This is a genomic window from Sphingomonas sp. S6 (assembly GCF_043498045.1).
Classification (GTDB): domain Bacteria; phylum Pseudomonadota; class Alphaproteobacteria; order Sphingomonadales; family Sphingomonadaceae; genus Sphingomonas.
Genome location: NZ_JBIEOE010000004.1, coordinates 116,319 through 128,794, shown reverse-complemented (window position 1 = coordinate 128,794; position 12,476 = coordinate 116,319). Strand labels below are relative to the sequence as shown.

Sequence of the window (12,476 nt, the reverse complement as noted above, 5' to 3'; positions counted from 1 at the left end):
CCGGCACCGCGCTGATAACGGAAATTGCTGAATGACCACGCGTTTCAACGCGCTAACCGCGGACTCGGCCTGGCAGAAGGTCTGGGACGATCGCCAGACATTTGCCGCCAAGGATAACAGCGGCAAGCCGCAGAGCTACGTGCTCGAGATGTTCCCCTATCCGTCGGGGCGCATCCACATGGGCCACGTCCGCAACTATACGATGGGCGACGTGCTGGCGCGGTTCCGCCGCATGCGTGGCTACGAAGTGCTCCACCCGATGGGCTGGGACGCGTTCGGCATGCCGGCCGAGAATGCCGCCATGGAAAAGGGCGTGCATCCGGGCACGTGGACGCTCGCCAATATTGAGACGATGAAGGCGCAGCTGAAACGCCTGGGCTTCGCGCTCGACTGGAGCCGCGAGCTCGCGACCTGCAAGCCCGATTATTACGGCCACGAACAGGCGCTGTTCCTCGACATGCTCGAGAATGGCCTAGTCTATCGCAAGGAATCGGCGGTCAACTGGGACCCGGTCGACATGACCGTGCTCGCCAACGAGCAGGTGATCGACGGGCGCGGCTGGCGTTCGGGTGCGTTGGTCGAGAAGCGCAAGCTGAACCAGTGGTTCCTGAAGATCACGCAATTCGCCGACGAGCTGATCGAGGGGCTGGGCGAGCTGGAGCACTGGCCCGACAAGGTCAAGCTGATGCAGGAGAACTGGATCGGCAAGAGCCAGGGCCTGACCTTCGGGTTCCACGTATCGAATGGCGAGACGATCGAGGTCTTCTCGACGCGGCCCGACACGATCTTCGGTGCGAGCTTCGTCGCGGTGGCGGCGGATCATCCGATCGCGCAAGGCTTGGCCGGCAACCCAGAAGTTGCCGCTTTCATCGCGCGCTGCAAGCAGGGCGGCACCACTGCGGCCGAGCTAGAGACGCAGGAAAAGTTGGGTTACGACACCGGCCTCACCGCCGCGCATCCGTTCGATGCGGCGCGCCAGCTGCCCGTCTATATCGCGAACTTCGTGCTGATGGATTATGGCACCGGCGCAGTGATGGGCGTGCCGGCCCACGACCAGCGCGACCTCGATTTCGCGCGCAAGTACGACCTGCCGGTGCAGCGCGTCGTCGCCGATGGCGACACGACCGATCCGGTGTTCGCGGGTGACGAGGCCTATACCGGCCCCGGCGCGCTGGTGAATTCGTCGTTTCTCGACGGGATGGACGTGGAGGCCGCCAAGCGCGCGGTCATCGCGAAGGCCGAAGACGGCGGTTGGGGCAAGGGTTCGACCGTCTATCGCCTGCGCGACTGGGGCGTCAGCCGCCAGCGCTATTGGGGCACGCCGATCCCGGTGATCCATTGCGAAAGCTGCGGCGTGGTGCCGGTGCCGAAGGACCAGCTGCCGGTCGTACTGCCCGACGACGTGTCGTTCGACGTGCCGGGCAATCCGCTCGATCGCCATCCGACGTGGAAGCATGTCGATTGCCCGTCGTGCGGAAAGCCCGCACTGCGCGAGACCGACACGCTCGATACGTTCGCCGATTCGTCCTGGTATTTCATCCGCTTCGCCAGCCAGCCGAAGGACAAGCCGTTCGACCGCGCCGTCGCAGAGAGCTGGCTGCCGGTCGGGCAATATATCGGCGGGGTAGAGCATGCGATCCTTCACCTGCTCTACGCGCGCTTCTGGACGCGGGCGCTCAAGCACATGGGGCTGCTCGACATCGCCGAGCCATTCACCGGCCTGTTCACGCAGGGCATGGTGACGCACGAGACGTACAAGTCCGCGGATGGCCGCTGGCTGTCGCCCAACGACATTCGCGACGGGATCGAGACCGCGACCGGTGATCCGATCACGGTCGGCCGCGTCGAGAAGATGTCGAAATCGAAGAAGAACACGGTCGATCCCGAGCCGATCGTCGACCGCTACGGCGCCGACGCGACGCGCTGGTTCATGCTGTCCGACTCGCCGCCCGAGCGAGACCTGCCGTGGAGCGAATCGGGGATCGAGGGCGCGTGGCGCTTCGTCCAGCGGCTGTGGCGCCTGTTCGATGGCGAGACGCCCGAACCCGGTGACGGCGACGATGCCGCGCTCGATCGCAAGCTGCACCAGACGATCCTGGGCATCGAACAGGATATCGAGGCGCTCGCGTTCAACAAGGCGGTCGCGCGACTGTACGAACTCGTCACCGCGATCGAACGCGCCGCGCCGGGCGCATCGCGTCGCAACGCGGTCTATACGCTAATGCTGCTCGTCGCCCCGATGGTACCGCATATCGCCGAGGAAGCCTGGGCGGCGAAGGGCATGGATGGCTTGATCGCCGATGCACCCTGGCCCGAGGTCGATGCGCGCCTGCTGGTCGAGGACGAGGTGACGATTGCGGTGCAGGTCAACGGCAAACTGCGCGATACGCTGACCGTGCCCAAGGATATGGATCGCGACGCGCTGCAGGCTGTAGCGCTGGCCAGCGACAAGATCGTCCGCAGCCTCGACGGCAAGGCACCCAAAAAAGTGATCGTCGTTCCCGGCCGATTGGTGAATATCGTCGCATGATCCGTTTTCCCGCGCTTCGCCTGACGCTTCTCCTGCCGCTCGCGCTGATGGCGAGCGCGTGCGGCCTCAAGCCGCTGTATGGCGGGGGTGCGGGCGGCGCGGTCGCGGGCACGCTGTCGCATGTCGAGGTCGCGCCCATCGAAGGCAAGGCCGGCTGGCTGATGAGCAATGCGCTGCGCGACCGACTGGCGGCGGATGGCAGCAATGCGCCGCGCTATCGCCTCGACGTGAAGCTCGACGACAAGATCGCCGGTTTCGGCGTGCGGCGCGACGACAGCGTGACGCGCGAGCGGCGGACGCTGCGCGCGCGCTATCAGCTGGTCGACCTCAGCGACGGCAGCGTGCTGGTCGACGCCACGGCAGGATCGGACGCAGGCATCGACGTCGTCCAATCCGAATATGCGACGATCGCGGCGGAAAATACGGCGCTGGAGCGCCTGTCGGGAATCGTCGCGGACCAGATCGTCTCGCGCCTTGCCGTGTACGCCAACGGCCGTCCCGCGGGGCGATGAAGGCTAACGCGCGCGATATCCGATCGGCGTTGGAACGCCCGTCGCCGGATATCCGCCTGTACCTGCTTCACGGCCCCGACGCCTCGGCGGCGGCGGAGCTTGCCGGATTGCTCGCCAAGGCGATGGGGCCGGACGCCGAGCGCGTCGATCTGGATGGGTCGACGCTACGCTCCGATCCGGCGCGTTTGTCTGACGAGGCCGCCTCTATGTCCCTGTTCGGCGGCGCGCGGCATATCCGCGTGTCTCCAGCGGGCGAGGAATGCCTGGAGGCGTTCACCGCGCTGCTGGAGGCGGATCATGCCGGCAACCCGGTGGTGGCGCTGGCTCCGACGGTCAAATCGACCGCCAAGATCGTCAAGCTGGCGATCGACTCACGCCGGGCGATGGCGTTCGGCGCCTACGAGCCCAGCGCGGCCGATCTGGAGCGCCTGGCGGCGGGCATGGCGCGCGATGCGGGCCTGCGCCCCGGCGGCAACGTGCCGGCACGGCTGGCGGCGGCGTGCGGTGGCGATCGTGCGGTGCTGGCGCGCGAGATCGAGAAACTGGCGCTGTTCCTCGACGCCGCCCCCGACCGTCCGCACGACCTGGACGATGCCGCACTCGACGAGATCGGCGCGGATCTGGGTGAAGCGGAGACGAGCCGGGTGGTGGACGCCGTCGTCGGCGGGCAGACCGCGGTGCTGGGTGCGGAACTGGCCCGGCTGAGCGAAGCCGGCACCTCGCCCATTCCCTGGCTGCGCCAACTCGCGCGCAAGCTGATGACGCTGGCCGAGATGAAGGCGGAGATCGACGCCGGCGCGGGGCAGGACAGCGTTTTCAAACGCCACCGCGTCTTCTTTAGGGAAGAAGCCGCGACCGCGCAGGCGCTGCGGCGCTGGAATGCCGCGATGCTGGCGGCGGCGCTCGACCGGGTGCGGCATGCCGAGCGGGCGGTGATGGCTAGCGGCAATGCCGGCGGCGTTCTTGCGGATCATGCGCTGACCGAGTTGACGCGTGGGGTCGAGCGGCGGGGGTAGGCGACCTTCGCTCATACCGTCACCCCAGCGTAGGCTGGGGTCTTTCGGGGCTCTTCGGACGCGATCCAACCGGGATATCCCAGCCTGCGCTGGGATGACGATCAGGTCGCCCTATCGCAACGCTCGCCCGAACAGTGCCAGCGCCCAGCCCGTTGCCGCGACGAACAGCGCCGGATCATAGCGCGGCCCCTCGTCGCGCAGAAACGCGTGCTGCGCGTTCACCTCGTGCCATTCGTAGGTCGCGCCGACCTCTTCGAGGCGGGTCCGGATCGCCTCACGCCCCGTATAGGGGACATGCGGGTCCTGCCGGCCCCAGACGAAGAGCGTTTCCGCCTTGAGATCGGCCATGCGCGCCAGGCTGTCGTCGCTGCGTCCTTCGCCCAGCGTGCCGCTGTGGATATCAGTGGGATAAAAGCATGCCGCGGCGCGGACCCGTGGATCAAGCGCCGCGCGATAGGCAAGATGGCCGCCGAGGCATACGCCGATCGTCCCCAGCGCGCCGGTGCAGGCCGGATGCGTAACGAGCGCATCGAGCTCGATCCGGGCGTCGCTGTCATAGGCCGCGACGGGCTTGGCAATCTTCAGCGCATTGCCGCGATCCGTGCCCGGCGGATCGTAGCGGAGCACCGTGCCCGGCGCCTCATATTCGTGATAGACCTCCGGCACCGCCACGACATAGCCGTGCCCCGCAAAGAACGCCGCGAGACGGCGAATCGGGTCGGTGACCTGATAGATTTCCGAAAACAGCAACAGCCCCGGATAACGCCCCTCCGCCACCGGGCGGAACCAGTGCGTCCGCATCACCCCGCCGTCCGGCGTCGGCAGATCGTCGTGCTCGTCCGAGCGGAGGATCATATCGTGTCGCCGGTCAGGCGCTGGCACACCATGTCGAGCTGGTCGAGCGTGCCATAGGTCAGCGTCAACGTACCGCCCTTCTCGCTATGCGCGATGCGGACGTTGAGACCGAGCAGGTCGGACAGCTGACGCTCCAGCGCCGCGATATCGGCGTCGGGTGCCTGCGGCGCGGCATTACCGCCCCGGCTGCCCCCTGCCCGCTCCGGCTTGGCGCCGCGGGCGAGCTTTTCGGTCTCGCGCACCGACAGGCCGCGGGCGACGACCTGCTCCGCCAGTATCTCGACATCGCGGGCACCGAGCAGCGCGCGGGCGTGGCCCATCGACAGCGATCCATCGGTGACACGCGCCTGCACATCCGCAGGAAGTTCCAGCAATCGCAATAGGTTGGCGACGTGACTGCGCGATTTGTGGACGATCTTGGCCAGCGCTTCCTGCGTGTGGCCATATTCGCCGGCAAGCCGTTGATACGCCTGCGCCTCTTCGATCGCGTTGAGATCCTGGCGCTGAATATTCTCGATCAGCGCGATCTCGAGCGTTTGCGCATCGTCGAAGTCACGGACGACGACGGGCACCTCGTGCAGCCGCGCCCGCTGCGCCGCACGCCAGCGGCGTTCACCCGCGACGATCTGGTAATCGTGGCCGTGTGGGCGGACGACGATCGGCTGGATCAGCCCGCGCGCGGCGATCGAGGCGGCCAGTTCGTCGAGCAACGCATCGTCGAAATGGCGGCGCGGCTGATCGGGGTGCGGCGCCAATGCGCTGACCGGCAGCATGCGTACGCCGCTCGGCGTATTGCTTTTGGCACCGGGCGTGACCGGAGCCTCGGTCGCCATCTCGCCCAGCAACGCGCTGAGGCCCCGCCCCAGCCCAGCCGGGCGGCTGCGCTTGCCACCATCGCTCATGCCGCCACCGCGGCCGTTTGCGGCAGGCGTGCGATGAGCTCGCGCGCGAGATCGATATAGGCCTGCGATCCCGAACACCGATGATCGTAGATCAGCGCGGGCAGACCATGGCTCGGCGCTTCCGACAGACGGACGTTGCGCGGGATCACCGTGTCGAACACCACCTGCCCCAATACCGCGCGGACGTCGGCCGCGACCTGATCGGTCAGGCGGTTGCGACGGTCATACATGGTGAGCGCGACGCCGAGGATGGCGAGGCCGGGATTGAACCGTTCGCGGATGCGTTCGACCGTCGTGAGGAGCTGCGACAGGCCTTCGAGCGCGAAGAATTCGCATTGCAGCGGCACCAGCAATTTGTCTGCGGCCACCATGGCATTGATGGTCAGCAGACCGAGCGACGGCGGGCAATCGATCAGCACGATGTCCCAGCGCCCCTTTACCTGCGCCAGCGCGCGGTCGAGGCGATGCGTGCGATGATCGAACTCAACCAGCTCGATCTCGGCGCCCGACAGATCCTGCGTCGCCGGCACCAGATCGAGGCGCGGAACAGGCGTGCTGATGACGGCATCGGCAATCTCCGCCTCACCGACGAGGACGTGGTAGCTCGACCGCCCCCGCTTGGCCTGACCGATGCCGAGACCGGTCGACGCGTTGCCCTGTGGGTCGAGATCGATCAGCAGGACGCTCTTGCCCGTCGCCGACAGCGCCGTGGCAAGGTTGATCGCGCTGGTGGTCTTGCCCACCCCACCCTTTTGATTGGCGACGGCGATACAGGTCATGAAGCGCGCCCCTTGTGACGATCGACGATGAGGATCGCCGAGTCCGGATCGGTAAGACTATGTTCCACGTGAAACACTCGATCGCGCTGGCGGCGGAGCGCGGTAAGCTGCTCCGGCTCCATCCGACCGCGAGGCAGGATCCAGCGCGTCTCCGGTTTGGCGCATGGCGCGGCCGCTTGCAAAAGCTTTTCGACGGACGCCACCGCGCGGGCGGAGATAATGTCGTATCGTCCCGAGACAGCCTCAACCTTGCTTGCCGCCACATCGGCGTTGGCGATGCCAAGTCGGTCGACGCATGTCTGTAGGAAGGCAGCGCGCTTCTTTCGCGGTTCCACCATCGTTACCTTGCCGTCGAAGAGGAGCGCGATGACCATGCCTGGGAATCCGCCACCGGTGCCGATATCTAGCCACGATCCTGCAGATTGTTCCACGTGAAACATCAGTTGTGCCGAATCCAGCCCGTGGCGCACCCAGATCGTTTCGATCGTCGATGGCGCGATCAGGTTTTGCTGGTCATTCTCGGCGATCACCATGTCGAGGAACGTGGCGACCCGCTCGATGCGCTCCGATCCAAACCGCTCCGTCATCAACTCGCGAGCGTCGTCTTCGGTCATGCTGCCCGCCTTTGTGCGTAAAGATAGATGGCGGAGAGCGCCGCCGGGGTCACCCCCTGCACCCGCGAGGCCGCCCCCAGCGAGCCTGGGCGCGCTTTGCAGAGGCGGTCGATCATCTCGTTCGATAGCCCCGGCACCGCCCCATAATCGAGATCGGCCGGCAGCACTGCATGCTCGTCACGCCGCATCCGCTCGACCTCTTCGGCCTGACGGTCGAGATAGGGGGCGTAGCGCGCATCCTCGATGACTTCGTCCAAGACCTCGGAAGGGGCGATGCCGATCACGTCGGGCGCGACCATGTCGAGCGTGACGCCCGCCATGCGCAGCCACTCATAGGCACTCCGTCGACTGCCGTCCTGGGCGACCTTCGCGCCACGTTGCGCAAGCTGTGATGCGGTGACCATGCCCGACAATCCTGCGCGGATCGTCGCCCGCTGCTCGCGCAGATCGCGCTGGTGCGCCCGCCGGGAGTCGCCCAGACATCCGAGCCGCTCGGCAATCGGACCCAGCCGCGTCTCCGCATTGTCGGCGCGGAGCGACAACCGATATTCGGCGCGCGCGGTCAGCATGCGATAGGGTTCGGTGACGCCCTGCAATACGAGGTCGTCGATCATCACACCCGTGTAGCTCGATGCGCGATCAAGGACGCAGGGTTCCAGATCGCATGCGGTCGCCGCCGCGTTGAGCCCCGCGACAAGGCCCTGCCCCGCCGCTTCCTCATAGCCGGTCGTGCCGTTGATCTGCCCCGCGCAATAGACGCCGGGGATCGCCGCCAGCGCGAGGGTCGCGTCCAGACTGCGCGGGTCGAGATAGTCATATTCCACGGCATAGCCGGGCAGCGTGATCGTCGCGCGCTCGAGTCCGGCGATGCTGCGGATCATTGCCGTCTGCACATCGACGGGCAAGGATGTCGACAGGCCGTTCGGATAGACGGTGGCATCGTCCAGTCCCTCGGGTTCGAGGAAGACCTGATGCCCGTCCCGGTCGCCGAAGCGATGCACCTTGTCTTCAATCGACGGGCAATAGCGTGGGCCCTGCCCGGCGATCGCCCCCCCGAACAGCGGCGAGCGGTCGAGCCCGCTGCGGATCGCATCATGCGTGGCGCCGTTGGTGCGGGTGATCGCACAGGCAACCTGCGGCAGCAGACGCGCCCCGATCATGGGCGACATGGTCCACGGATCGATATCGGACGGCTGCTCGTCGAGCCGCGCCCAGTCGATCGTGCGGCCGTCGATCCGTGGCGGTGTACCGGTCTTCAGACGCGACAGCGGCAGGGCCAGCGCCCGCAATTGTTCTGCCAGCTTACGCGCTGCGCGCTCGCCGATGCGGCCACCCTCATGGCGTTCGTCACCCCTGAACATCCGGCCACCAAGGAAGGTGCCGGTCGCCAGCACCACGGTCCGCCCTGCTATCCGCGAGCCATCGCTCAATACGACACCGGTCGTGCGTCCCCCGTCGATGACCAGTGCGTCGACATCGCCTTCGCCGATCGTCAGCGTCGGGAGGGCGGCGAGCATGGTCTGGATCGCCGCGGCATAGCGTCGCCGGTCCGCCTGGATGCGCGGCCCCTGTACCGCCGCGCCCTTGCTGCGGTTGAGCATCCGGTAGTGGATCGCCGCTGCGTCTGCGGCACGGCCGATCAGACCATCGAACGCATCGACCTCACGGACGATATGCCCCTTGCCCAGGCCGCCGATCGCCGGGTTGCACGACATCGCCCCGATCAAGCGTCGGTCGTGACTGAGCAATAGGGTGTTTGCGCCGCGGCGCGCGGCGGCAGCGGCGGCTTCGGTGCCGGCGTGGCCACCACCGACGACGATCACGTCATACATACGATGCGCCTATGCTAGCGCGTTGCGGACGTCAAAACTGTTCCACGTGGAACATCACTTGCCGATGCAGAACCGTCCGAACAATGCGTCGAGCATCGTCTCCGTCGCATCGATACCGAGGATCGTGGCCAGTGCCCGTCGTGCCAACCGCAGTTGTTCGGCGATGACGAGCGGGTCACCCTCCGGCTGGCGTATCGCATCCAGAGCATCCCGGCAGGCCGCCCGTTCGCTTTCGCGAAACGCCAGCGCGTCGCCCCGGGGCACCATCGCCTCCCCCCGAGACGCGATCAGACGCCATACCGTCTCGACACTGGCGTCGTCATCCTGCGACACCGCGGCTTGCGTGCCCTCCGCTGCAACCCGCCCAGGCACGTCAGCCCGCGCATGCAGCCATATCGCATCGTCGCGCGGTGGCGGGGTATCGCCGAGCCACAGCAGCACGTCCGCCGCGATGACCGCCCTCTCCGCCCGCGTGACACCGATCTGTTCCACGGGGTCATCGCTCTCGGTCAGGCCCGCCGTATCCGTCAGCACATAGACCAGACCGTTACGCACCACCGTCGCCTCGATCCGATCCCGAGTCGTACCGGCAATCGGGGAGACGATGGCAAGCTCGCGCTGGCTGAGCAGATTGATGAGCGTCGACTTGCCCGCATTGGGTGGGCCGGCAAGGACGACGCTGATCCCGTCACGCAGCCGTTCGACTGGTGGGTTGGCGAGTACCGCCGCCAGTTCTGAGGCCAGGGCGCGCTGGCCGTCGGCCACCGCAGCCATCGCCGCCGCGTCGTCGTCGACATCGTCCTCATCCGCAAAGTCGAGTTGCGCCTCGACCATCGCCGACAGCATCGCTAGCCGATCAAGCCAGCCGCGCACACGCTGGCTCACCGCGCCTTCCGCCGCTGCGAGCGCCGCAACGCGCTGCCGCTCGGTATCGGCGGACAGCAGATCGGCGAGACCCGACGCCTCGGCCAGATCGATGCGCCCATGGGCCAGCGCACGGCGCGTGAATTCACCCCCGATCGCCGGGCGCAGACCGGGTTGCTCACCCAGCACCCGGAGTACCGCCGCAATGACCGCACGGCCGCCATGGCAGTGCAGTTCGACCAGATCTTCGCCTGTCGCTGTCGCGGGTCCCGGAAACACCAACACGAGGGCGCGATCGAGCAGCGCCCCCCTGGCATCGCGTAACGCGCGCACCCGCGCCTCGCGGGGTGGCGGCAAGGTCCCCGCCAACATCGCCACCGCGGCCATCGCGTCCGGACCGCTCACCCGGATGACGCCGATCCCGGCCGGTGCCGCGCCGCTCGACAGCGCGAAGATCGTCGTCATCAGCTGCCCGAGCCGCTGCCCGTCTTGGTCGCCGTCTCGAACAGCTGGCGCCACATCGCAAAGCCGGCCTCGCCCATCGGCGCCCAGCTCTTCATCATGTTTTCGAGCAATTCGGGACGAACCTGCCCGTTCATCGTTTCCAGCATCGCGGCGACATAGCGTTCGTGCAGCGGCGTCAGGTCGGGCAGGCCCATCGCGCGGCGTGCCTCTTCCGGGGTCAGATCCACGTCCACCGTTACCTTCATCGCATGCATCCCGTTGCGGCCTGTTGGCGTTTGCCATAGCCCAGCCGGATCGGCTGCGCGAGAGGAGCACCCATGACTGCCACGTCCCGGACGATCACCATTGAAACGCTGAACGGCACAGGCCGTTTCGATACCTATGTCGCCCAGCCCGCAGGCACCCCGCGCGCGGCCATCGTCGTCATCCAGGAAATCTTCGGCGTGAACGCCGGCATCCGTAACAAATGCGATCGGCTGGCCGCCGATGGCTATCTGGCGCTCGCCCCCGACCTGTTTTGGCAGATCGCGCCGGGTGTCGAGCTCGATCCGGACGTGCCCGATCAGATGCAGCGCGCATTGTCGTTGATGGGTGAGTTCGACCAGGACGCCGGCATTCGCGATATCGAAGCGACCATCCGCACGGCGCGCTCGATGCTCAATGACGTGCACCAGGGTGATGGCCTGACCAGCAAGGTCGGCGTCGTCGGCTACTGCCTCGGCGGTCGCCTGGCCTTCATGACCGCGGCGCGTACCGACGTGGACGCCAGCGTCGGCTATTATGGCGTCGGCATCGACGGCCTGTTGGGCGAAGCGCATGCGATCGCCCATCCGGTGCTGCTGCACATTCCGCAGGAGGATCATTTCGTCGACAAGGATGCGCAGGCCCGCATGCACGCCGGGCTAGACGATCACGCCAAGGTCACGCTGTTCGACTATCCGGGCGAGGATCACGGCTTCGCCACCGAGTTCGGCCAGCGCCGCTCGGACGAGTCGGCGCAGCTTGCCGATCAGCGCACCGCGTCCTTCTTCGCAGCGCACCTCGGCTGATACAAAAAGGGGGGCTTCGCGGCCCCCCTTCCCTTCAGAACAAGGCCTGGAGCCCCACGTTGGGATCCACGATCCCTTCGTAGATCATCTTGCCTGCGACATAGACGATGACGGCAAGACCGACGTACGCGATCCAGCGATAGCGCTCGATATATTTGGCGATCAGGTTCGCCGCGATGCCCATCAGCGCGACCGACAGCAGCAGCCCGATGATCAGGATGCCGGGATGATCGCGCGCCGCGCCGGCAACGGCGAGCACGTTGTCGAGGCTCATCGACACATCGGCGACCGCAACGGCCCAGGCGGCGGCCGCAAAGCTCTTGGCGGGCTTCAGGCCGGCGGTCTCGTCGCCCTCGACCTCGGGTGAGCCGGCGTTGTGCTCGCCGCGCAATTCACGCCACATCTTCCATGCAACCCACAGCAGCAGGATGCCGCCGGCGAAGATCAGCCCGATCACGCCGAGCAACCAGCTGACCGCCAGCGCGAAGATGATCCGCAGGACGAGCGCGGCGAGGATGCCGATCAGGATGACCTTCTTGCGCTGATCGACCGGCAGGCCCGCGGCCAGCGCGCCGACGACGATCGCATTGTCGCCCGCCAGCACGACGTCGATCATCAGCACCTGCACGAACGCCGACAGCGCCGCAGGGGTCGTGATGTTCGAAAAATCGTTGATGATATGCTGCCAGATCTCGGCCGGAGATCCCGGCCCGCTGGCGGCGGCCGCGCTCAGCATGGCGATGATGGACACGTCATTACTCCCCGTTGATGCTGTGGTGCATACCGCAGCAACGCGCGAAAGCCATCGGTGACGCGTCGGTGAGGATTGTGACGTTGTATTGCTGGTGACGAAGCGCCGGCACCATCCCGTCACCCCGGGCTTGACCCGGGGTCCCGCTATTTGTGCTCGGGACGGTAGAACAACGAGCGGGACCCCGGCTCTGCGGCCGGGGTGACGAATGGAATTCGGCGGATGCGGGCCAAACCCGCGCCGGACGGGTTGCATCGCGGCGCCCGCCAGCCGAGCCGGCATGAGTCCGGCCGCAGTACGCGACCGG

The 12,476-nt window shown here is 66.8% G+C and carries 12 protein-coding genes; 4 read left to right on the top strand and 8 right to left on the bottom strand.

Translation table 11 applies throughout. The annotated features are described in order from the left end of the window. The first annotated feature begins 31 nt into the window (after positions 1-31). The 3 genes from leuS to holA are packed head-to-tail and all read left to right on the top strand — an operon-like array spanning position 32 to position 4,058. Positions 32-2,530, top strand: a complete 2,499-nt coding sequence (gene leuS, locus ACGVWT_RS08330) for a leucine--tRNA ligase (protein WP_315460943.1) — start codon at positions 32-34, stop codon at positions 2,528-2,530. Then, entirely contained in the window at positions 2,527-3,042 is a 516-nt protein-coding gene (gene lptE / locus ACGVWT_RS08325; protein WP_315460944.1) for an LPS assembly lipoprotein LptE, read from the top strand. The genes leuS and lptE overlap by 4 nt, the downstream gene beginning before the upstream one ends. After that, positions 3,039-4,058, top strand: a complete 1,020-nt coding sequence (holA, locus tag ACGVWT_RS08320) for a DNA polymerase III subunit delta (protein WP_315460945.1) — start codon at positions 3,039-3,041, stop codon at positions 4,056-4,058. The genes lptE and holA overlap by 4 nt, the downstream gene beginning before the upstream one ends. Positions 4,059-4,169: 111 nt before the next feature. Here holA and ACGVWT_RS08315 read toward each other — a convergent pair whose 3' ends face one another. Genes ACGVWT_RS08315 through ACGVWT_RS08285 form a run of 7 tightly spaced genes read right to left on the bottom strand, consistent with a single transcriptional unit; the run spans position 4,170 to position 10,614 of the window. Then, positions 4,170-4,913 (bottom strand): dienelactone hydrolase family protein, encoded by a 744-nt coding sequence (locus ACGVWT_RS08315; protein WP_315460946.1) that lies wholly within the window; start codon positions 4,911-4,913, stop codon positions 4,170-4,172. Beyond that, the gene (locus ACGVWT_RS08310; RefSeq protein ID WP_116460176.1) at positions 4,910-5,815 is read right to left on the bottom strand and encodes a ParB/RepB/Spo0J family partition protein; all 906 of its coding nucleotides are present in this window, start codon (positions 5,813-5,815) and stop codon (positions 4,910-4,912) included. Before ACGVWT_RS08310 ends, ACGVWT_RS08315 begins: the two co-directional genes overlap by 4 nt. Next, entirely contained in the window at positions 5,812-6,594 is a 783-nt protein-coding gene (locus ACGVWT_RS08305; RefSeq protein ID WP_017980507.1) for a ParA family protein, read from the bottom strand. The genes ACGVWT_RS08310 and ACGVWT_RS08305 overlap by 4 nt, the downstream gene beginning before the upstream one ends. Next, positions 6,591-7,208, bottom strand: a complete 618-nt coding sequence (gene rsmG, locus ACGVWT_RS08300; protein ID WP_315460947.1) for a 16S rRNA (guanine(527)-N(7))-methyltransferase RsmG — start codon at positions 7,206-7,208, stop codon at positions 6,591-6,593. Before rsmG ends, ACGVWT_RS08305 begins: the two co-directional genes overlap by 4 nt. Further along, entirely contained in the window at positions 7,205-9,040 is a 1,836-nt protein-coding gene (gene mnmG / locus ACGVWT_RS08295; protein WP_315460948.1) for a tRNA uridine-5-carboxymethylaminomethyl(34) synthesis enzyme MnmG, read from the bottom strand. The genes rsmG and mnmG overlap by 4 nt, the downstream gene beginning before the upstream one ends. A gap of 54 nt (positions 9,041-9,094) precedes the next feature. Continuing rightward, a complete protein-coding gene (gene mnmE, locus ACGVWT_RS08290) occupies positions 9,095-10,369 on the bottom strand; it encodes a tRNA uridine-5-carboxymethylaminomethyl(34) synthesis GTPase MnmE (RefSeq protein ID WP_315460949.1) in 1,275 nt (424 codons plus the stop codon). Beyond that, entirely contained in the window at positions 10,369-10,614 is a 246-nt protein-coding gene (locus tag ACGVWT_RS08285) for a DUF6489 family protein (RefSeq protein WP_165800823.1), read from the bottom strand. Before ACGVWT_RS08285 ends, mnmE begins: the two co-directional genes overlap by 1 nt. Positions 10,615-10,686: 72 nt before the next feature. On the opposite strand from ACGVWT_RS08285, the gene ACGVWT_RS08280 reads away from it, so the two are divergent. Beyond that, positions 10,687-11,418, top strand: coding sequence for a dienelactone hydrolase family protein (locus ACGVWT_RS08280; protein ID WP_315460950.1), 732 nt, complete (start codon positions 10,687-10,689; stop codon positions 11,416-11,418). 34 nt (positions 11,419-11,452) lie between these two features. Here ACGVWT_RS08280 and ACGVWT_RS08275 read toward each other — a convergent pair whose 3' ends face one another. Continuing rightward, positions 11,453-12,154, bottom strand: a complete 702-nt coding sequence (locus ACGVWT_RS08275) for a TerC family protein (RefSeq protein WP_394426158.1) — start codon at positions 12,152-12,154, stop codon at positions 11,453-11,455. Positions 12,155-12,476: the final 322 nt, after the last annotated feature.

Coding starts and splice junctions, on each gene's coding strand:
- ACGVWT_RS08280 (WP_315460950.1), top strand. CDS start 10,687: ATGACTGCCACGTCCCGGACGATCACCATTGAAACGCTGAACGGCACA.
- mnmE (WP_315460949.1), bottom strand. CDS start 10,369: ATGACGACGATCTTCGCGCTGTCGAGCGGCGCGGCACCGGCCGGGATC.
- holA (WP_315460945.1), top strand. CDS start 3,039: ATGAAGGCTAACGCGCGCGATATCCGATCGGCGTTGGAACGCCCGTCG.
- ACGVWT_RS08275 (WP_394426158.1), bottom strand. CDS start 12,154: ATGCTGAGCGCGGCCGCCGCCAGCGGGCCGGGATCTCCGGCCGAGATC.
- lptE (WP_315460944.1), top strand. CDS start 2,527: ATGATCCGTTTTCCCGCGCTTCGCCTGACGCTTCTCCTGCCGCTCGCG.
- ACGVWT_RS08305 (WP_017980507.1), bottom strand. CDS start 6,594: ATGACCTGTATCGCCGTCGCCAATCAAAAGGGTGGGGTGGGCAAGACC.
- mnmG (WP_315460948.1), bottom strand. CDS start 9,040: ATGTATGACGTGATCGTCGTCGGTGGTGGCCACGCCGGCACCGAAGCC.
- ACGVWT_RS08315 (WP_315460946.1), bottom strand. CDS start 4,913: ATGATCCTCCGCTCGGACGAGCACGACGATCTGCCGACGCCGGACGGC.
- rsmG (WP_315460947.1), bottom strand. CDS start 7,208: ATGACCGAAGACGACGCTCGCGAGTTGATGACGGAGCGGTTTGGATCG.
- leuS (WP_315460943.1), top strand. CDS start 32: ATGACCACGCGTTTCAACGCGCTAACCGCGGACTCGGCCTGGCAGAAG.
- ACGVWT_RS08285 (WP_165800823.1), bottom strand. CDS start 10,614: ATGAAGGTAACGGTGGACGTGGATCTGACCCCGGAAGAGGCACGCCGC.
- ACGVWT_RS08310 (WP_116460176.1), bottom strand. CDS start 5,815: ATGAGCGATGGTGGCAAGCGCAGCCGCCCGGCTGGGCTGGGGCGGGGC.